The following is an 18867-nucleotide window of genomic DNA, read 5'->3' on the forward strand; positions in this document are numbered from 1 at the left end:
CGTTCTTCGGGTCATAGATCGGGTACAGCCCCACCATGCCCTTGTAAACATTTGAACCTGTGTGGTCCATGCGGTGGTCGTGGAACCAGAAGAAACTCTGCTTCTCGCGGTCATCTCCACCGGCGGGCCAGTTCAGATACAGGTTGTCGACGAACATCTGCGGCCTGAAGCCTGGGTGCCTCGGCCCGGACACCATCGAGTAGTGCGGGTTGCCGTCGCTTTCCGGTGCCGTGTGGCCGTTGTGCAGGTGGGTCAGGAAGGACAAGTCCGGGGAACCGAAGTCCTGGCGGTCTAGGTTCAGCGGGTTCTCATCCAAGTGGTTCTCGAAGCGGACCAGGACCGGCCTGCCGTATTCGGCGTTGATCATGGGCCCGGGGAAGGTCCCGTTGAAGCCATAGATCGTGCTTTGCGGCAAAGTCCGTTTCGTGCCCGCGGGGAAGGTCCTGCGGGATGAATCGAACGAGACTGTCGGGCGGCCGTCCGAGTCAATCGGCAGGACTTGGGAGGTGGTGAACGCGTGCTGCCGCAACAGCACGTCGATCTTGTAGACGATGGGGTCTGGCTCGCCGAATTGGCTCGGCCAGACCTGGTGCTGCTCATTGCCCAAGGAGTTCTGCTGGCCCGGTCCCGGTCCCGGCGGATTCCGCCAGGCGCTGAACACCGATTTCGGGACCGGGGCCAGCGCCTTCGGGATCGGCAGCGGGTCGCTGAACGGGGAGATGATCAGCGGGCTCGTGGGGAACTTTTCGATGTAGAAAATTACGTCACCAAGCGCTGTGGACGTGGCGGCGAAGGCGCCGTCAGCCGAAAGCAGCCCCCTCCGGGCCAGCAGCGGACTGGCCCAGGCCTGTGCGGCCACGAGTGCCGCTCCGGCTCCTCCGGCGGCACCTAAGCGGAGAAGTGCGCGGCGTGCGAGCCCGCGGGTGTTTGCAGATTCTTCAGACATGGTCTGCGCCTCCTTGGCGTGGGGGCGCAACCCAACTCAGCCGCCCCGGTCGTCATGTGTGGTTACGAGACCGAATCTTGACCACGAGGACCTCCTTGTCCTCTGTGGATCAGCTTTTCTGCGGCGATTCCCCTGGCGACAACTGTGGGTTTGCAACCTTGCGAAAAGCTGGTGCTCTTTTGGTGCAGACCCTCCGATCTGGCGGTCTGCCGATCGGCCGAACTCGGGACCCGCGCGAACATGCGGGTTGTCCAGCGCATTTTGTTTTCGCCCGTGCTTGGATTACCGAACGTTCATGAGAAAATAGCCGGTATGCCCAGTACAGCAGCACCCACAAAGCGCGGCCGCCCCGGATACGACCAGCAATCAGTGCTGCTGATCGCCGTCGACGTCTTCAACCGTCACGGCTACGATGCCACGTCCATGGGCATCCTCGCCGAGAACCTGGGCATCTCAAAGTCCGCAATCTACCACCACGTGCCATCCAAGGGCGATCTCCTGAAGCTCGCCCTGGACCACGCCCTCGGCGGCCTCGAGGCCATCCTGGACGAACCGGGGGCCACTTCGGGCGCCGCCGATGCGCGCCTGGAGTTCGTGCTGCGCCAGACCATTGCCGTCCTGGTGGACCGCCTGCCGTTCGTCACGCTGCTGCTCCGGCTGCGCGGCAACACGGACATCGAGCGGAACGCAATGGAACGCCGGCGGGCCTTTGACCACAAAGTGGCTGGCTTGATTTCCGCGGCCCGGGACGAGGGATCGCTGCGCCAGGACATCGATCCCCGCACCGTGACCCGGCTGCTGTTCGGCACTATTAACTCGATCGTGGAATGGTACAAGCCGGGCGGCTCGCTTTCGCCGGAAAAGCTCGCCGACGACGTCATCACCATGGTGTTCGACGGCCTCCACGCCAAGGCCTGACGCCGGGCAACGAAATAGCCGTTGACGCCGGCTCGCCGCCGCGCCCACGCTAAAGGCATGGCCACCAAGGTATCCGAAGTCCTCTTCGCCGTCTTTCCCGAGTTGCGCTACCAGCCCACCACCAAGAGGGTCCGCGCGGGCATTGACGGAAGTCCCGTCGTCGACACCCAGGACGCGCTCCTGGTGTGGGAGCCGAAGCGCGTCACCCCGGTGTATGCCGTTCCGGAGAAGGACCTCCTGGCCAGGCTCCGGCGCCCCGAATCGGAGGACGGCACCGTCGAGGAACACCCGTTTGCCTGGTCATCCAGCGGGCAGACAGGGCTGGATCCGCGGACAGGGTTCCGGCGGCACACCACCCCGGGTGAGGAGCTGGACGTCATGGCATCGGCGTACATACTCCCCCGCGCCGCTTTCCGCCCGTCCGATCCCGACCTGGACGGCTACGTGGTGCTGGATTTTGCGGCATTCCACTGGCTGGAGGACCAAGAGGAAATTATCGGCCACCCGCGCGACCCCTTCCACCGGGTGGATATACGGGCCACGCTCCGGCGCGTGGAAATATCGCTCGACGGCGTGAAACTCGCCGACACGGTCGGCGCCCAACTGCTGTATGAAACCATGCTGCCGGTCCGCTACTACCTCCCGCCAGCGGACGTCCGGCTGGACCTGCTGGATGCTAGCTCGCACAGGACTGTCTGCCCGTACAAGGGTGAGGCGAAGTACTGGAGCTTCCCGGAGTCGGACCGCGGCCGGAACGTGGCCTGGGCCTACGATTCACGGTTTATCGACGCCAGCCAGATCCACGGACTGGTCTGCTTCTTCAACGAGCGCGTGGATGTTGCCGTCGATGGCGAACTGCAGGAGCACCCCGTCACGCCCTGGTCCTGAACCCCAACCCTCTCTCACTTCCTGCGCCCAAAAACCGAACCCTCCCTCGCATCCTGCGCCCAAAAACCGAACCCTCCCTCACTGGGTGAGGAAGGGTTCGGAAAAGCTGCGAACGGTGCGGGGGAACGGTCAGAGCTGGTATTCAGCCTGGGTGCCGAGCCTCTCGTGAACGCAGAGGATGTTGTTTTCGGTGTCCATGAACCAGGCGCACTTCTCGGCGTCTGTTGAACAGATATGGTTCTCGGTCTTGAGATCCGGGAGGTCATAGTCCTGGAACCGAACGCCCTTGGACTCCATGTCCTGGACGGTCCGTTCAATGTCACTAACCTCGAAACTCAAGGTGGTGTGATCAGAGTGTTTGCCGTCTCTGACCTCCATCAGCTGCAGCATCGGGCCGCCTTCGCTGCCGAACAATTCGCTTCCGTCATCTGCCAAGCCGCGATGAGGGAGTCCGAGTGTTTCCGCGTAGAAACGACGGGCGCGCTCTCTGTCATCGACGGGCAGGACGGTTGTGGCTGTGTTTAGTACTAGGGTCATTTCGCCACCTCCTACGGAGGACATTTTACGCCCGGCTGCCCGCGAAAGATCTCACGAAAACCCGGCGGGAACCGCTCCAGACGGCCTAAACGCTCTCTCACTTCCCGCAGCCCAAACCGGACGCTCTCTCACTTCCCGCAGCCCAACGCCCACGCTCTCTCACTTGGGTGAGAGAGCGTCCGGGAAAAACCGACACGACGTGAGAGAGCGTCCGGGAAAAGCCGGCGCTACTTCTCCACCGGCCTACTTCTCCACGAGGGTGAGGACGTCGTAGGTGGCCACGATTTCGTCGTTCTGGTTGGTCAGGACGGCGTCCCAGGCCACCTCGCCGTATTCGTCGGTCTCGCGAGGCGTGATCTTCTTGGCCGTGAGTGTGACGCGGATGGAGTCCCCGGCGGCCACGGGCGTGATGAAGCGCAGGTTCTCCAAGCCGTAGTTGGCCAGCACCGGGCCCGGCGCGGGCTCCACGAACAGCCCCGCGGCCCAGCTCAGCAGCAGGTAGCCGTGCGCCACGATGCCCGGGAAGAACGGGTTGGCTTCCGCGGCCCCCTGGTTGGTGTGGGCGTAGAAAGTATCGCCCGTGGAATTCGCGAAGGCCGTGATGTCCTCCAGCGAAACCTGGCGCAGCCCGGAGCGGACGGCGTCGCCGATCCGCAGGGTTTCAAGCGACTTGCGGAAAGGGTGCGTGCCCTCCGTTTCAACGGTGAAGTTGCGGTCCGCTCCGGTGTGCCAGACGCCCGTCACGGCGGTCAGCATGTTGGGCGAGCCTTGGATGGCGGTGCGCTGCATGTGGTGCATCACGGAGCGGATGCCGCCCAGTTCCTCGCCACCGCCGGCGCGGCCCGGCCCGCCGTGCACCAGATGCGGCACGGGAGAGCCGTGACCCGTGGAGCTGCGCGCGTCCTCACGGTTCAGCATCAGCACACGGCCGTGGTGGGCCGCGATGCCAGTGACCAGTTCCCGGGCCACAGCCGGATCATTGGTGCAGACCGAGGCGACGAGGGAGCCGCCGCCGCGGGCGGCGAGCCGGACGGCGTCGGGAAGGTCCTTGTACCCGATCACAGACGCAACCGGGCCGAACGCCTCCAGCGAGTGGACCTGTTCCGCCTCGGCATCGGCCCAGCTGAGCACCACCGGGGACATGAAGGCACCGCTGTCGACGACGCCCGTGGCACCATCAGCGCTGGTGACCGACGGCGAATCGAGAGTTCCGTACGCAAGCTCACCGCCGGCGTCAAGCATGGACTGCACAGCGGCGCGGACGTCCCCGAGCTGCTCCAGCGAGGCGAGCGCGCCCATCGTGACACCTTCGGCGCGCGGGTCCCCGAGCACGACGCGCTGATCGACACGGGCGCCGATGGCGGAAATGACGGCGGGCACCAGCTCCTGCGGGACGATGGCGCGGCGGATCGAGGTGCACTTCTGGCCGGCCTTGACGGTCATTTCGGTGACGACGGACTTGACGAAGGCGTCGAACTCCGGGGTTCCTTCGACGGCGTCGGTGCCGAGGATGGCAGCGTTGAGGGAGTCGGTCTCGGAGGTGAAGCGGACACCGCCCTCGACCACGTTCCGGTGTGACTTCAGGGACTGAGCGGTGGATGCGGAGCCGGTGAAGGCCACGAGGTCGCGGTAGTCCAACACGTCCAGCAGTCCGCGGACCGAGCCTGAGATGAGCTGCAGCGAGCCCTTGGGCAGGATGTTGGATTCGATGATCGCCTTCACCACGGCCGCGGCGACGTAGCCGGTGGGGGTGGCGGGCTTGACGATGGTGGGTACGCCGGCGATGAACGCGGGGGCGAGCTTTTCCAGCATGCCCCACACAGGGAAGTTGAAAGCGTTGATCTGGACGGCGACGCCCGGAATCCGCGTGTAGATGTGCTCCCCCGCGAACGAGCCGTCCTTGGACAGCACCTCCATGGGTCCGTCCACCACAACCTGCGAGTTGGGGAGTTCGCGCCGGCCCTTGGAGCCGAAGGTGAACAGCACGCCGATTCCGCCGTCGATGTCGATCATCGAGTCGATCTTGGTAGCGCCGGTCTGCGCGGAGAACGTGTAGAAGTGCTCGCGGCGGGCATTCAGGTACTGCGCGAGCTCCTTGAGCTTGAGAGCCCGCTGGTGGAAGGTCAGCTTGCCGAGTTCCGTCTGGCCGGTGGTGCGTCCGTAATCCACGACGGAGGCCAAGTCCAGTCCGTCCGTGCTCACCTTCGCTAGGATTTCCCCGGTGCTGGCGTCACGCACGGGGACAGCGGAAGCTGCCGAACCGGCGTCGGGAGTCCACCAGGAGTCCTGCACAAAACTGGGGACGGTCTCTACTGTGTCCAGGGTGGCCTCAGGAGCGGTAGCGGTTGTGGTCATCGTTGACGGGTCCTTCCAACGCGGAACAAACAAATCCGGGCAATCCGGCAATCCGGCCAGCGCATTACTGACCGTCCGTTCGGTAATATGTCTACAGTACATGAATGTGCCCCGCTGCACACTAAGAAGCGCTGCAGCCGAGCCGGGCCCCGGCAGGACCCGGCCACCGTTCTGAGGAGAGCAAATGACGCCCGAGCACCGCGACGCAGACGTGCAGACCGCCGAGACGTGGAAGATCACCCTGGGTGAACTCGACGAGAAGATGGGCGTGAAAATCATCGAGGAATCCGTGGAACGCGTGGTAGCCACGATGCCCGTGGAGGGGAACCGCCAGTCGTTCGGCCTACTGCACGGCGGCGCATCCCTGGCTGTCGGCGAGGCCGTGGGGTCCTGGGCAGCGGTGATCCACGCCAGCACGCTGGGCAAGACGGCGGTGGGTGTTGACGTCTCCGCCACGCACCACAAGTCAGCCCGCAGCGGCCTCATCACCATCACGGCGACGCCGATCCACCTGGGCGGGACGCTCACCACCCATGAGGTGCTGATTACCAACGAGGCCGGCCAGCGGCTCTGCACGCTCCGGATCACCAACCTGCTGCTGGCCCGGAAGTCGTAGCCGCCATGTGACCGTGATTCGTCCGCCGCTAGGCTGATCAGGTGACTGAGCTTGCCAACCTGACTCCGACCCTGGCGGCAGTCGGGCTCCTCATGGTGTTGACAGCCGGGGTTCTCAAAGCCTTTAAGGTGCCGCACGGCTTCGCCCCCGCGCTCGCCATCCTTCGCGGAGCCGCGCAACTGGCAGCGGTCAGCCTGATCCTGGGAGCCGTCATTGCCAGCGGCACCTGGGTTGCCGTGGCGCTGGGCGTCATGTTCGTTGTCGCTGCCATGACTGCCACGCGCCGCCTCGGCTGGAGCTGGACCCACTTGGCAATGGTTGGCTCGTCGATGGCCGCCGGCATCATTGTTGCGCTTGCCATCGTCTTCGCCACGGGATCCATCGGTTTCACAGGGCGCTACGCCCTGGCAATCGGCGGCATCGTCATCGGAAACTCCATGACGATTGCGGCATTGGCCGGCCGACGGTTCAACGAGGCTGTCATTGACAAGTGGGACCTCGTCGAAGCCTGGCTGGCGCTGGGTGCCACTCCCCGGCAGGCGACCCGGGACATGGCGCGCGGGGCGGCGTCCTCGGCCCTCATACCGTCGATCGACCAGACGAAGACAACCGGCCTGGTCACACTGCCCGGGGCCTTCGTGGGAGCCATCTTCGGCGGGCTTTCACCGTTGGAGGCAGGGCGTTTCCAGATTGTGGTGCTGGCTTCGATCATGGCCGCCGGCTCAATCACCGCAGTGATGCTGGTGCACATGCTTGCTCCGGTCCGTGTGCGGCCCGGCGCACTACGTTGAACGCCCGGCCAACATTTGGCTCGGGGCGGTCTGGCGGTCATGGGTGGCGGAGGAGAAAGCGTTGACTTTGCCATGGACGCTTTATACGCTGGCTCCTCTGGATGAGTGGCATGCGGCAGCCATCCACCCAAAGGTGGTTCTGTCTAAAAATGGTGCCTCCGTCCGGTTCCCTTTCCGGCGGCGGCCGACGTCGGCGCTAAGCCGAGTTCCGTAGTTTCCGCACCACCGCAGGCGGATGCATGAGCAAGAAATCCACAAGGGCCGCAATCCTGGCAGTTGCCGTTCTGGCAGGCGGCTTGCTGGCGGGTGTGACTACTTCCGCCTTGGCGCCGGCGACCACCAATTACTACGTCAGTGCTGCCGGCAGCGACACCAACCCGGGAACATCGAGTGGATCGCCCTGGCAATCGTTGTCCAAGGTAAACGAAGCCGACCTCAAGCCCGGCGACACAGTGAGCTTCCGCCGCGGTGATGTGTGGATCGGCATCGTGGAGGTGAGCCGCAACGGAACTGCCGGCTCAGCCATCACGCTGAAGAACTACGGAAGCGGGAGTTTGCCGACCGTCACCGGCGGCGAAGGGGGAAACTGTTTCCGGCTCAGCGGCAACTTCATCGAAGTAGACGGGCTGCGCGCCACATCCTGCGGTTACGCGGGCTTTAACGTCGCGGGCGACAACAACATCGTCAGAAGTTCGGAAGCCTCCAACAACACGGCTGGCATTAAGGTGAGTTCCGGCTCTGATTTCGGCATGTATGCCAACAACTTCCTGGCCGACAACAACGTCATGAACGTCAACACCCCGGGAACCCGGTGCGGCACGCCGCAGGCCGTTGACTGCAGTGACGATTCCGGCGCCTTCGGCGTGCTCATCAACGGTGACGACAACGAATTTTTCGGCAATACCGTGATCGGCTCCACTGCCGCCTCCTCCGACTTCGGCCGCGACGGTAGCGCCTTCGAGATCTACAACGGCAACCGCAACCTGATCCACCACAACAAGGCGATCGACAACAATGTGTTCTCGGAACTGGGACGATCGAAGGGCACTGCCGACGGCAACACCTACCGTTACAACCTCGTCCGCGCTTCCTGCGGCCCTGACTGCGCCGAAGCCTCGGGCCTGATCGCCCGCGGAACGGGATCACCCTTCGGCCCGACCAACAACACTGTCTTTGAATTCAACACGGTCTGGCTGAACGGCAGCCATTCCCGCGGAGTAGTGTGCCACGCCACGTGCCCGTCCTCGACGGTCATCAGAGGCAACATTCTGGTGGCCAACCGCAACGCGCTTTGGTTGGATGGCTCCGGCTGGACCGAACAGGCCAACGTCATCAACGGGCCAAGCAACGTGGTGTTGGACAAGACTTCGACGACGGCCCCGGCCCTCTTCGCGAACGCACCCCAAGATCTCCGGCTGACATCGGCCAGCCCGGCCGTCGACCGGGTCGGCGGCAGTCCTTTTGGGCTGGACCTGGACCGGGTGCAGGTGCCACAGAGCGGTCTCTGCGGTGGAATCGGAAGGGCCGACGCCGGCGCCTACGAATACGATTCGCCGAATTGCTAGGTCGGAGCCGGCACCGGAGGTGCCCCGGTCCGGTGTGAGCCCTTCCGCCTGCCGCAGCACCGGAAGATAATCAAGGTAACTGCTCTTAGCGCCATGGAGGTGGTGGATCGTGTCGGTTTATACCTTGGGGATCTGGCTCATCAAACCGGGCCATGAGGACGATTTCGTGAAGGCGTGGCAGGACATGGCCGCACGAACGCAGACGGATTTCCCGGAAGCCAAGGGGATTCTGATGCACGACCGGGATGTACCCAACCGATTCATCAGCACGGGACCGTGGGAGTCCCTGGACCAGATTGAACGGTGGCGGGCATCGGCCGCATTCACGGAAAGCCTCCAGTCGATCCGCGAAATAGTTGAACACTTCGAGCCTCACACACTGGACGAGGCAGCGACGATCGGCACGGCCGCGAAGTAGTCCTATCGCCTGCCGCGCCGCCGGACTGCGAGAAGCAGCAATCCGCCGAGGAGCAGGGCAGCGCCTGCCACGCCGCCTGCCGCAAGCAGGCCGGACGCCCCGGTGTCGGCCAGCCTGTCCGTAGTGCTCGCCGTTGCATCCCGGATGTACGTGATGCCGTCAGGCAGCACAGCCACGACGGATGGCTGGGGCGCCGGCTTCAGTTCGGCGGCCCGGACAGAGCGTGCCGGCGCGGCAGGCTTGGACGGCGTGGCCGGGTTTGAAGCGGCTGGTTTCTCGACCGTACTGAAGGTGCTTGTCCCGGAGCTGCTGAAGCCGTTGATGGTCTGCGCCGAAAACTGCGTAGCGGAGGCGGGCGCTGTAAACGACCAGTTGCCGTCAGCGTCTGCTGGGACGTCCAGCGGCTCGTGGGCCGGCAGCACAATTCGGACACTGGAGCCAGCCGGTACAGCGGCGGCCGGAGCTGCCGGGATCCTGCCCGTGATGCGCTGCCCTGCGGCGATTGGCCCGGCCGGCAGGGGTGCGTCCAGTGCCGGCTTGTTGAGGAACAGCCTCAGCTGGACGCCCGGCAGCACGTTGAGCGATTCCTGCAGGGTGGCAGCCACAGCGAAGTTTTCTGCCGACGTTCTTGAGTTTCCGGCCGAGTGTGTTCCCACCGCATAGTTTCCGCTGATCCAGGGACCACCGGAATCGCCTCCGCTTGATTGCACGGATGTGGAGAGGAACCCACGGAAGGATCGGAGGTCGTCCGGCTCGCCGGAGCCGCCCTCTACGACATAGATCCCCACCTCGTCCACCGTGCCGCACGACCAGCCCGCGGTCCGGCCGGAGCGGCAGACAGCCTGTCCGACGAAGGGGGCGGCGGTGCCCACAATCGGCACGGCCCCGGCGCCGAGGTCTGCGGGATCGTCCCATGTGGTCGCGGCAGGCAGCAGGTCGAGGTCGGAACGGATGGATTCAATGACGGCGATGTCGGACCCCGGTTCCACGGCGCCAGCCGGGTCGGTGCTGATCCTGGCGTTTCCCGGGCCGCCGAACTGGCTGAATCCGAAGGTCCCGAGTTCCCCGGTGACCCCACTCTCCGCGACGGAGCCACCGGCCGGTTCGCCCGCCGGAAGTGTTACCTCCGCAAGCCGGGCGGTGCCGTCCTCCGCGCAGTGGCCAGCTGTGAGCACCAGCGGCTCTCCTCCAGGGCTAAAGGCGCTGAACCCCGAAGAGCAGACCACCACACCGTCGATTCGGTAGCCTTGGCCGCCGAGGAAGTCCTCTTCGCTGGCCATCGGCTCGCCCTTCTCCAGCACCACGTTGGCGTACTGTGCCACGAATTCCGACGGCGACATGCCGGTCTCGCCGGCGGCCCCCCGCATTACGCCGCCCCCCGGCTGTTGTCCGCTTTGAGACGCTTTCTCGGGGGAATTGACGCCGCCCGTGCGGATGATGAATTTGCCACCGGCCGCGGCCACAGCCTGCAGGCCTGCTGCGCCGACGTCGTGCAAATAGGCCCGGTAGAGCTGCTCGGTGCTGGTTGCCTGAAGATCCTTCTCCGGAGCAGGCCCCTGCGCCGGAGTTGCTCGGGCTGGCGCAGCCTTTGCTGGTGTCTCCGGGGCTGGCGTTGCCCCAGCTGGTGTCGCCGGGGCTGGCGTTGCGTGCGCTGGCGTTGTCTGCACTGGCGTCCCAGGGACCCGAGCGGCGGACGCTGCGCCCGGGGCGATGAGCACGAATTCGTTCCTGCCAGCCTGGCCGGCCGCGTTGAGCGACGCAACGCTCTTTTGAAGCCCGGGGCCCGTGCCTTCGACCAGAACATGGCCGTCGTGCAGGCTGAGCGCAACGAAACCGGGCAGCTTCCAGAGCGTGGCCAGCGCATCGGCAGCGCGTTTTCCCTGCGCACCGGCAGCGTTGAACTCCGCCAGGGTCATGCCGAGATCCCGCGCAACTGCCTCCGCCAGGCCTTCGTCGCTGATACCGGAGGCGCTGACACCCGTAGCGCCGACACTGGGTTTACTGACACTCGGGCTGCTGACACTCGGTCTACTGGCAACCGACGGCGACGCGGCACCGCCGGTGACTGCCGGCGTCGGACTTTCCTCGGCAGCGGAAGCCGGCACGGACCCGAGAGCGGCGCTGAGGGCGACAGCTGCTGCCGCCGCCAGAGCCAGTGCGCGCCGGCCTGCTGCGCCGTATGCGGAGGAAGTCACAGGGCCACCCTGGCGCCGAGGGCAGACAGGATGGCTTCCAGCTCCGGCTCCGAAACGCCATGCCGCAGGAGGTACTCCCGGGTGTTGAGTGACCGAACGAAATCAAGGACGCCTTCCCCGCGGCTTTGCAGGAGCGGCGCCAGGGTTTCTTCGTCCAGGTACCGTTCGTGGGGGTGCGGTGTCAGCCGTGTGCGGTGACGCTCATTGATGCCGCGCATGGCCGCCTGGTAGCCAGCGACAATATCGCCGTCAGGGGCGCCGGCGAGGTCCTGAAGCATGGCTGCGACCATGCCGCTGCGGTCCCGTCCTGCCGAGCAATGGATCACGACTCCGCCAGGGGATGCGGCCACAGCCTTGAACACAGCGGCCAGTTTGTCCGGAAACAGCCGGGCGTTGGCGGCGTAATAGGCGGGGTCATTGAGGTAGGGGACGCAGAGAGCCTTGAACTCGCGGTTGTCCGGGTCCTCGGTCGGGGCAAATATGACGTCGAACGCGGCGAGCGCCCCGCCCACGTCGGGATCGGCGTCCCGGGGTTGCCGTTCGGCGGGGTTGCGGAGGTCGATGACGGTGCGGACGCCGTCATTGTGTGCGTCCTGCCAGCCGGCGGCCGTGACCCACTCGCGGCGGCCCATCCGGTAGACCGAACCGGCCACGCGCCAAGCATTGACGGCACCGTCCCAGCCCACAGGTGCCAGTTCCCTCGCGTTCACGGAGACAGCTAACCACATCTTCCGCGCCGGCTGCACTGGCTGCATCCAAGTGGCGCGGCCACTGCCGGCCAAAATCGAGTACTCGCGACAGGACCATAGCCCCACGACCAGGCGTACTCTAAGGCGATGAGCGCCATCGCCCGGCCACTGCTGCCTCCACCGGCCATGCCGGGTCTGATGGCGTGCCGCAACGACGCCGTTTCACCACCGATTAGTTCAAGGCACAGGATCTGCAACGAAAAGGGGACATCCAATGGGCAAGAGGACGACAATCCGGCGGCGCTCGGCTCTCGCGGCCGGGCTCGCCACTATGGCGATGGCACTGGGCTTCACAGCAGTACCGGCGGAGGCGGCACCGCCCATCGCCTATGTGGCGCTTGGCGACTCCTATGCCGCAGGGCAGGGGGCAGGGCCTTATCTTGACTCGTGTTTTCGCAGCGACAACAGCTACGCGGCGGACGCCGACGTTGCGAAGTCTGTCCGCCTCGTCACCAATGCGGCGTGCAGCGGTGCAACGACGTTAGACGTAGCCGCGACGCAATTAGGACGCCTCAAGAAAAACACGGCCCTTGTGACCATTACGGCTGGCGCAAATGACCTGAACAGCACTGCCGTCCTGATCGCCTGCCTTCCAGCCCCATCAAGTGCGAACTGCGCGGCCGCCCTCGGATTTGCCTCGAACATGTTGGGGACAGTCAGTGCCCGGCTGGTTGGCCTCGTGCAGGCCGTCCACGCCGCAGCACCGAACGCGAAAATTGTCCTAACGGGCTACCCGCATTTGTTCGAACCTGTCGATACTTTTACCGCCACAGCCAACCTGCTGACCGATCGCCTCAACACCGCCATTGCCGCAGCAGCCGACTACACTAAAACGCAATACGTGGACGTAACCACCGCCTTCGCAGGACACGCCACCAACAGCACCCCCGCTTGGATCAACTACGACCCTCTGACTCCGCTCGCTCCTGACAACTTCCACCCGAATGCTTCGGGCTACGAGGCATACTACGCGGCGCTCTTGGCTAAGGGTGCCTACTCAAAGTCGTAGCACAGCCGTCCTACCGCTTCCTGGCCAGCCTGTACTCGAGGCCGTTGCGGACCATGGGCCACTCGTGTTCCAGGATAGAGAACACCACGGTGTCCCGGAGCACGCCGTCCGAGGTCCGGGAGTGGCTGCGGAGCACACCGTCCTGCTTGGCTCCGAGCCGGGCGATCGCTTCCCGCGACTGGTGGTTCAGCCAGTGTGTGCGGAATTCGACGGCGGGGCAGCCGAGCGTTTCGAAGGCATGTTGCAGGAGCAGCAGCTTGGAATCCGCGTTGCTGCCGCTGCCGTGCGAAGAGGCCGCATTCCAGGTTGAGCCGATCTCAACGCGGGGAGTATCGGCGTCGATGTTCATGTAAGTGGTCATGCCGATCACCCGACCCGGACCGCCCGTGGTCGGGTCTATCAGCCGCGTGGCGAAGGGCAGCATGGAGCCCAATTCCTGGAGGGCCAGCCGGCGGTCGATTTCTGCAGCCATCCGGTCCGGGGCGGGGACGTTCGTGTACCAGAGCTTCCAAAGTTCGCCGTCGCGGGCCGCTTCCACCAGTCCGTCGTGGTGGCTGTGCGCCAGTGGCTCAAGGACGACGACCTTGCCGGTCAGGGTGATGGGTTGAATCGGGGTCACCGCACCATCCTAGAGGCGCCCGATGATGTTCCTATAGACAATTCTTCAAATCGTTTGGCGGCACAAGCAGCGCGAGACAACCCTCACCCTTATGCTGGCTGAATGGCTCGTACCGCAAGAGAACGCATCGATGGTGACCCGATTTCGTCTGGTGTTTACGGTGCCCTCCTCGATCAGATTTCTGCTTTGGATGGGTGTGAGCTACAGGAGAACGCGTCCTCGTTCCATGTCACACACGGGCGTGCTTTTCTCGGCATCCACCCCCGGCGGGGCGGCATTCTGGTCAACATCGTCCTGGCGAGGCAGCTCGAATCCGATCGTGTGCACCGCGCCGAGCGCGTATCGGCCAACCGGTGGCACAACGAAGTCATCCTGAAGGACCCTTCAGAAATTGATGCCGAGGTGCTGGCCTGGATCCGCGAAGGATATGCGCTCACCGCCTGAGGCGGCAGACTTGGCGCTGGATGGTGGCCCGGGTCGGCGTCCGTCATGCAGGACCTTTCAAGCCGCACGTTCCTATCAAGTCACTACCCCGTCCGGCCGGTCGCCCCTGGTGAGTGGCGGCAGCCCGGTCCGCCTTGAGGAGCCGGCTGTAGGATTCCCGCATCCGACAGACCTAGAGGAGCTGCCATGACCAACGAGCCCACCCCGGTAACGCACGCCTTGGACGCCTACGCCGCGGCTGTCTATGCCAAGGATGTCGAGGCCTTCACCGCGCTCTACGACGACGACATCCACGTCTTTGATTCGTGGGGGCAGTGGCAATACCAGGGCATCGACCAGTGGCGCGGGATGGCGGCAGGCTGGTTCGGCTCGCTGGGCGACGAGCGTGTGCAGGTCGAGTTCAACGACGTGCAGTCCGCCGTCGGGGATGACGTCGCCTTCGGACATGCGGCCGTCACCTTCGCCGGCGTTTCGGCGGACGGCGAGCGACTGCGGGCCATGACCAACCGCATCACCGTGAACCTGGCGAAGAAGAACGGCGTCTGGAAGATCGCCCACGAGCATTCCTCGCTGCCCATCGATCCGGAGACAGACAAGGGCATGTTTTCGCTGCGCCCTTAGCTCCAGTCGAAGAACCCCTTGCCGGTCTTGCGGCCCAGTTCGCCCCGGGCCACCTTGTCCTTCAAAATCTGCGGCGGCGCGAACCGCTCCCCCAGCGTCGAGTGCAGGTATTCGGCGATGCCCAGCCGCACGTCCAGACCCACGATGTCTGTGGTCTTCAGCGGCCCGGTGGGGTGCTTGTAGCCGAGCACCATGGCGGCGTCGATGTCCTCCGCGGAGGCCACACCTTCCTCCACCATGCGCATCGCCTCCAGCGCAATCGCCACGCCCAGCCGCGAGGACGCGAACCCCGGGGCGTCATTGACGACGACGGCGGTCTTGCCCAGCGCTTCGGTCCAGCGCTTCGCTGCGGCCGCCAGCTCGGGAGATGTCGCCGTCCCCAGCACCACTTCGATCAGGGTTGACGCGGGCACCGGGTTGAAGAAGTGCAGGCCCAGGAAGTTCTGCGGGCGCTTCAGCTCACGGGCAAGGCCGTTGACCGACAGCGAGGAGGTGTTTGAGGCGAGGTAGGCATCCTCGCCGAGCCGCTCTTCAATTCCCCGGAGGGAAGTGACCTTCAGGTCCCAGTCTTCCGGAACGGCCTCGATGACGAGCTGCCGGTCCGCGAAGTCGTCGTAGTCCAGGGTCACCGAGAGCCGGGACACCATTTCGTCCAGGTTTCCGTCCGTGGCGCCGCGTTCGATGCTCTTCGCGGCTGCCGACTCCACCCGTTCCCGGGCGGCTTCGGCGGATTCCTCATCGCGTTCAACCACCAGGACGTTGGCCCCGGTGATCAGGAACGCGTGGGCGATGCCTGCCCCCATGCGGCCGCCGCCGAGGACGCCGACGGTGGCGGGAAGGTTTGCCGGCAAGGTCGAGTTGCTCATATCTATTTCTTCTTCTCTGTTTTTTTGTCGAGGAACGCCTGCATGCGGTCAAACTTCGCCTGCGACTCGAAAAGGATGCCCTGCGCCAGCTGGTCCACGAGCGGATGCGCTTCCGCCGGCGCGTGGAACACGGACTTGGTGATCCGCACGGCCAGCGGGTCCTGCCGGGCGATGCGGTCGGCCAGGCTGTGGGCGCCCTCCATCAGCGACGGCGCCTCGTGGATCTCGGTGATCAGGCTGACCGCCAGGGCCTGTTCGGCCCGCAGCACCAGCCCCGCGAGCAGGATTTCCTTGGCTACGGGCTCCCCCACGAGCTCCTTCAGCCGCCAGCTGGCGCCGGCCGCCGCCAGGATTCCCAGTCCGGTTTCCGGGTTGCCGATGCGGACGCCCGGAGTGCCGATCCGGAAGTCGGCGGCGTAGGCGAGCTCGGCACCGCCGCCCAGGCAGTAGCCGTCCAGGGCCGCGATGACGGGCATGGGCAGCTTGGCAATGCGGACGAAAATCGTTGAGTTGATGCCCTGCAGGGCATCGTCCCGCCGCCGCTCGCGCAGTTGGGCGATGTCCGCGCCGGAGGCAAACACGCCCTCGACGCCGGCAATGATCAGGATCCGCGGGTTCTGCTCGAGTGCGGTGCAGACCACGTGGAGCTCATCCACCATCTGCTGGTCGATGGCATTGCGGACCTCCGGGCGGTTGAGCAGCACCACCACGCGGTCGTCGCGCTCTTCGACCAGGAGGGTGCTGAACTTTTCGGTGCTTAAGGATCCGTTCGCGCTGTCCGGAGCCGCCATTACACCCGCTCCAGCAGCATCGCGGTACCCTGGCCGACGCCGATGCACATGGTCGCCAGGCCGATCCGGGCATCCTCGCGTTCCATCCGGCCCAGCAGGGTGATGGCGATCCTTGACCCGCTGGACCCAAGCGGGTGACCCAGCGCGATGGCACCGCCGTCGTTGTTGACGATGCCAGGGTCCAGCCCAAGCCGCCGCATGCTCGCCAGCGACTGGGTGGCAAACGCTTCGTTAAGCTCGACGGCGCCAAGGTCGCCGACGCTGAGACCGCTCCGCTTGAGCACTTTCTGGGTGGCGGGGACCGGGCCGATGCCCATGATTTCGGGCTCGCAACCGGCAGAGGCGCCGTCGATGATACGTGCCCGCGCGGTCAGTCCAAGCCTCTGGATGGCCGCCTCGGAGGCCACGATGATGGCCGAGGCGCCGTCATTGAGGGTGGACGAGTTGCCGGCGGTGACAATCGATCCGCCCGGAACGACCGGCCGGAGACCGGAGAGCACGTCCATGGTGGTGCCGGCACGGGGACCCTCGTCGGTGTCCACGACCGTCTCGGACTTGCGGGTCTTGACCGTGACCGGAACAATCTCGTCCTTGAACCGGCCGCCCGCGATGGCTGCCAGGGACTTTTCGTGCGAGCGGACGGCGAAGGCATCGGCGTCCTCGCGGGAGATGACGTCAACGCGGCCCACTTCCTCCGCCGTTTCCGGCATCGAAAAGGTCATCTTGCCGTCCCGGGACAGGTCGCCCTTCTTGAAGGCGGGGTTGACGAAGCGCCAGCCGATGGAGGTGTCGAAGATTTCGCCGGGCTTCGCGAACGCAGTGTGCGGCTTTTCCTGCACCCACGGCGCCCGGCTCATCGATTCGACGCCGCCGGCCACCACGATGTCCGCGGCGCCCGACTTGATCATCTGGCTGGCCATGATGATGGCGCTGAGGCCGGAGGCGCACAGCCGGTTCACCGTGATGCCGGGGATGTGGAGGGGAAGTCCTGCCAGGATCGTGGCCATGCGGGCAACGTTGCGGTTCTCTTCACCGGCTCCGTTGGCGTTCCCGAGAATGACTTCGTCGATGGCGTCCGGGTCCACACCGGCGCGGGCCACGGCTTCGCGGACCACCAGCGCTGCCAGATCATCAGGACGCACGGCCGAAAGCGCACCGCCGTATCGCCCCACCGGGGTGCGGGCGCCGCCAACCAGAAAAGCCTCGACCATGAGAACATCCTTTACGCAGGGAGTGAGGCCGGATACGAATAAATTACCGACCGTTCGTTCTATAAAGATTACACGGCGGGCCCGGAGGGTCAACCAAAGGGCCTGTTTTGGTCGGCCGGCACACGTCGCGCCGCCCGGCGCTACGCCACCACGACCCCCAGATGAGCGGCCAGCAGCGGGGCGATGAGGCCGAGCTGGTAGTCGTCGATCACCACGCCGGCCAGGCTATCCAGTCCACTGATGCTCCGGAAATCGGTGCCGCGGAGATCGAAATCCTTCAGCTTCGCGCCGCTGAGGTCCAGGCTTCCGATGGTGCAGTTCCTGAGGGCCACGCGGGCGCCGGTAACAGAGCCAAGGTCCAGCTCATTGATGATGCAGTCGCTGATGAGGACGTCCGCCAGCCTGGAGCCGCGCAGGTTCACGAAATCCAGCTTGCCGCCGTCGATCTTCACGGACTGCCAGCCGCTGTCATACAGCTCGGCGGATCCCCAGCGGGGGTTGCTGAACTCGACGTCGCGGAAGGTGGACCTGGCTGCGGTGAGCACGGGAGCGTAGGCCTCGCTCACCAGGCAGTCCCGGAAGCTGGCACCCCGAAGCTGGGTTTCATTGAAGGAGATCCCGGAAAATTCGCACTCGGCAAAGACGATTCCACTGAGCTCCAGGCCATCCGCATCCGCACGGCTGTACCGCACGGCGTCATACCTGTCACCGCTGCGGAAATCCGGCGCATCATCGTCCCGCAGGCCCTCGAGCTGAATCGGAGACAGCCGCGGCGGCGTGACCTTCAACCCCTTCCCCCGGGCGGCCTTCCCCGCGGCCCTGCCCGTCACTGCAGCGACTCGGCTTTTGCAGCGATCTCGGCAAGGTCCTTTGCCAGGGCTTTCCGCGTGACGTTCATGCCGATCTTTCCGAACAGCGCCAGCATGACCCTGCTGACGGCTGTGGGCCGGAGCATCTCGGCACCGAAGGTCAGCGTAAGGTCCGTTCCGGCGTCGCGCTCAGCCAAGGTGAAACGGGAGGTGTAGTCCGCGCCGCCCTGCAATGCCTTGACGGTGGTGCTGCGCGGCGCATCCACCTGGGACACCCACATTTCAATCGTTTCACGCCGGCCCATCATGGACCGCGTTTCCTTCCACCGCGTGCCTTCGCCGTAAGGCCCCTCGCTGACCATCTGAATGGTCTCGACGCCCGAGAGGGTGGCTGCCGAACCGGGGATGTCGGAAATCACTGCCCACACTTTCTCGGGCCTGGCGTTCACATGTTGAGTCAAACTGGTGCTGTGGTCCATCCTCCGAGCCTAGCCCCGGGCACAGACATTGAGCACTCAG

At 65.1% G+C, this 18867-nt stretch carries 20 protein-coding genes; 9 read left to right on the forward strand and 11 right to left on the reverse strand.

From position 1 onward, the window contains the following. A partial coding sequence (locus AC1DD3_RS19755) for a multicopper oxidase domain-containing protein (RefSeq protein ID WP_476882348.1) occupies window positions 1-946 on the reverse strand: 946 nt, incomplete at its 3' end. Window positions 947-1258: 312 nt separating this feature from the next. Between AC1DD3_RS19755 and AC1DD3_RS19760 the strand changes: the two genes are divergently transcribed. Further along, on the forward strand, window positions 1259-1864 hold the full coding sequence (locus AC1DD3_RS19760; protein WP_230119477.1) for a TetR/AcrR family transcriptional regulator: 606 nt from the start codon (window positions 1259-1261) through the stop codon (window positions 1862-1864). Between the two features lie 57 nt (window positions 1865-1921). Next, entirely contained in the window at window positions 1922-2752 is an 831-nt protein-coding gene (locus AC1DD3_RS19765) for a DUF427 domain-containing protein (protein WP_476882349.1), read from the forward strand. A 129-nt stretch (window positions 2753-2881) separates the two neighbouring features. Here the strand turns inward: AC1DD3_RS19765 and AC1DD3_RS19770 are convergent, their stop codons facing one another. Further along, complete coding sequence (locus tag AC1DD3_RS19770) at window positions 2882-3289, reverse strand: VOC family protein (RefSeq protein ID WP_230119479.1); 408 nt, start codon at window positions 3287-3289, stop codon at window positions 2882-2884. A 243-nt stretch (window positions 3290-3532) separates the two neighbouring features. Next, window positions 3533-5644 carry a phenylacetic acid degradation bifunctional protein PaaZ gene (gene paaZ / locus AC1DD3_RS19775; protein WP_476882350.1) on the reverse strand — a complete coding sequence of 704 codons (2112 nt, stop codon included), beginning with the start codon at window positions 5642-5644 and terminating at the stop codon, window positions 3533-3535. 184 nt (window positions 5645-5828) lie between these two features. Between paaZ and AC1DD3_RS19780 the strand changes: the two genes are divergently transcribed. The 4 genes from AC1DD3_RS19780 (at window position 5829) to AC1DD3_RS19795 (ending at window position 9034) form a co-directional block, all read left to right on the forward strand. Further along, a complete protein-coding gene (locus tag AC1DD3_RS19780) occupies window positions 5829-6260 on the forward strand; it encodes a PaaI family thioesterase (protein ID WP_230119481.1) in 432 nt (143 codons plus the stop codon). 41 nt (window positions 6261-6301) lie between these two features. Further along, window positions 6302-7051 (forward strand): ABC transporter permease, encoded by a 750-nt coding sequence (locus AC1DD3_RS19785; RefSeq protein ID WP_230119482.1) that lies wholly within the window; start codon window positions 6302-6304, stop codon window positions 7049-7051. A gap of 239 nt (window positions 7052-7290) precedes the next feature. After that, a complete protein-coding gene (locus AC1DD3_RS19790) occupies window positions 7291-8616 on the forward strand; it encodes a right-handed parallel beta-helix repeat-containing protein (RefSeq protein WP_230119483.1) in 1326 nt (441 codons plus the stop codon). A 109-nt stretch (window positions 8617-8725) separates the two neighbouring features. Beyond that, a complete protein-coding gene (locus tag AC1DD3_RS19795; RefSeq protein WP_230119484.1) occupies window positions 8726-9034 on the forward strand; it encodes an antibiotic biosynthesis monooxygenase family protein in 309 nt (102 codons plus the stop codon). A 2-nt stretch (window positions 9035-9036) separates the two neighbouring features. Here AC1DD3_RS19795 and AC1DD3_RS19800 read toward each other — a convergent pair whose 3' ends face one another. Next, window positions 9037-11229, reverse strand: a complete 2193-nt coding sequence (locus AC1DD3_RS19800) for a trypsin-like serine protease (RefSeq protein WP_230119485.1) — start codon at window positions 11227-11229, stop codon at window positions 9037-9039. Beyond that, window positions 11226-11939 carry a tyrosine-protein phosphatase gene (locus tag AC1DD3_RS19805; protein WP_230119486.1) on the reverse strand — a complete coding sequence of 238 codons (714 nt, stop codon included), beginning with the start codon at window positions 11937-11939 and terminating at the stop codon, window positions 11226-11228. The genes AC1DD3_RS19800 and AC1DD3_RS19805 overlap by 4 nt, the downstream gene beginning before the upstream one ends. Window positions 11940-12192: 253 nt before the next feature. Here AC1DD3_RS19805 and AC1DD3_RS19810 point away from each other — a divergent pair, with 253 nt between their 5' ends. Continuing rightward, window positions 12193-12987: an SGNH/GDSL hydrolase family protein gene (locus AC1DD3_RS19810; RefSeq protein ID WP_230119487.1), complete on the forward strand. Its 795-nt coding sequence runs from the start codon at window positions 12193-12195 to the stop codon at window positions 12985-12987. Between the two features lie 10 nt (window positions 12988-12997). On the opposite strand, the gene AC1DD3_RS19815 is transcribed toward AC1DD3_RS19810, so the two are convergent. Continuing rightward, window positions 12998-13606, reverse strand: a complete 609-nt coding sequence (locus AC1DD3_RS19815; protein ID WP_230119488.1) for a GNAT family N-acetyltransferase — start codon at window positions 13604-13606, stop codon at window positions 12998-13000. 102 nt (window positions 13607-13708) lie between these two features. Here AC1DD3_RS19815 and AC1DD3_RS19820 point away from each other — a divergent pair, with 102 nt between their 5' ends. Both AC1DD3_RS19820 and AC1DD3_RS19825 read left to right on the forward strand, forming a co-directional pair. Then, the gene (locus tag AC1DD3_RS19820) at window positions 13709-14050 is read left to right on the forward strand and encodes a DUF5655 domain-containing protein (protein ID WP_230119489.1); all 342 of its coding nucleotides are present in this window, start codon (window positions 13709-13711) and stop codon (window positions 14048-14050) included. Between the two features lie 186 nt (window positions 14051-14236). After that, on the forward strand, window positions 14237-14671 hold the full coding sequence (locus tag AC1DD3_RS19825) for a YybH family protein (RefSeq protein ID WP_230119490.1): 435 nt from the start codon (window positions 14237-14239) through the stop codon (window positions 14669-14671). Here the strand turns inward: AC1DD3_RS19825 and AC1DD3_RS19830 are convergent. The 5 genes from AC1DD3_RS19830 to AC1DD3_RS19850 all read right to left on the reverse strand — a co-directional run bounded on the left by AC1DD3_RS19830 (window position 14668) and on the right by AC1DD3_RS19850 (window position 18827). Continuing rightward, on the reverse strand, window positions 14668-15537 hold the full coding sequence (locus AC1DD3_RS19830; protein ID WP_230119491.1) for a 3-hydroxyacyl-CoA dehydrogenase family protein: 870 nt from the start codon (window positions 15535-15537) through the stop codon (window positions 14668-14670). The two genes, AC1DD3_RS19825 and AC1DD3_RS19830, sit on opposite strands and share 4 nt — an antisense overlap. Before the next feature lie 2 nt (window positions 15538-15539). Next, a complete protein-coding gene (locus tag AC1DD3_RS19835; RefSeq protein WP_230119492.1) occupies window positions 15540-16328 on the reverse strand; it encodes an enoyl-CoA hydratase/isomerase family protein in 789 nt (262 codons plus the stop codon). After that, a complete protein-coding gene (locus AC1DD3_RS19840; protein WP_230119493.1) occupies window positions 16328-17539 on the reverse strand; it encodes a thiolase family protein in 1212 nt (403 codons plus the stop codon). The genes AC1DD3_RS19835 and AC1DD3_RS19840 overlap by 1 nt, the downstream gene beginning before the upstream one ends. A 140-nt stretch (window positions 17540-17679) precedes the next feature. After that, entirely contained in the window at window positions 17680-18369 is a 690-nt protein-coding gene (locus tag AC1DD3_RS19845) for a pentapeptide repeat-containing protein (RefSeq protein WP_476882351.1), read from the reverse strand. Next, window positions 18366-18827 carry an SRPBCC family protein gene (locus AC1DD3_RS19850; protein ID WP_230119495.1) on the reverse strand — a complete coding sequence of 154 codons (462 nt, stop codon included), beginning with the start codon at window positions 18825-18827 and terminating at the stop codon, window positions 18366-18368. The genes AC1DD3_RS19845 and AC1DD3_RS19850 overlap by 4 nt, the downstream gene beginning before the upstream one ends. Window positions 18828-18867 lie beyond the last annotated feature (40 nt).

Source organism: Arthrobacter sp. 05T444, from assembly GCF_056395905.1.

Bases quoted from the DNA above. Each gene is read 5' to 3' on its own strand.
- paaZ (WP_476882350.1), bottom strand. From the start codon at position 5,644: ATGACCACAACCGCTACCGCTCCTGAGGCCACCCTGGACACAGTAGAG.
- AC1DD3_RS19765 (WP_476882349.1), top strand. From the start codon at position 1,922: ATGGCCACCAAGGTATCCGAAGTCCTCTTCGCCGTCTTTCCCGAGTTG.
- AC1DD3_RS19835 (WP_230119492.1), bottom strand. From the start codon at position 16,328: ATGGCGGCTCCGGACAGCGCGAACGGATCCTTAAGCACCGAAAAGTTC.
- AC1DD3_RS19825 (WP_230119490.1), top strand. From the start codon at position 14,237: ATGACCAACGAGCCCACCCCGGTAACGCACGCCTTGGACGCCTACGCC.
- AC1DD3_RS19830 (WP_230119491.1), bottom strand. From the start codon at position 15,537: ATGAGCAACTCGACCTTGCCGGCAAACCTTCCCGCCACCGTCGGCGTC.
- AC1DD3_RS19840 (WP_230119493.1), bottom strand. From the start codon at position 17,539: ATGGTCGAGGCTTTTCTGGTTGGCGGCGCCCGCACCCCGGTGGGGCGA.
- AC1DD3_RS19790 (WP_230119483.1), top strand. From the start codon at position 7,291: ATGAGCAAGAAATCCACAAGGGCCGCAATCCTGGCAGTTGCCGTTCTG.
- AC1DD3_RS19820 (WP_230119489.1), top strand. From the start codon at position 13,709: ATGGCTCGTACCGCAAGAGAACGCATCGATGGTGACCCGATTTCGTCT.
- AC1DD3_RS19850 (WP_230119495.1), bottom strand. From the start codon at position 18,827: ATGGACCACAGCACCAGTTTGACTCAACATGTGAACGCCAGGCCCGAG.
- AC1DD3_RS19760 (WP_230119477.1), top strand. From the start codon at position 1,259: ATGCCCAGTACAGCAGCACCCACAAAGCGCGGCCGCCCCGGATACGAC.
- AC1DD3_RS19780 (WP_230119481.1), top strand. From the start codon at position 5,829: ATGACGCCCGAGCACCGCGACGCAGACGTGCAGACCGCCGAGACGTGG.
- AC1DD3_RS19770 (WP_230119479.1), bottom strand. From the start codon at position 3,289: ATGACCCTAGTACTAAACACAGCCACAACCGTCCTGCCCGTCGATGAC.
- AC1DD3_RS19810 (WP_230119487.1), top strand. From the start codon at position 12,193: ATGGGCAAGAGGACGACAATCCGGCGGCGCTCGGCTCTCGCGGCCGGG.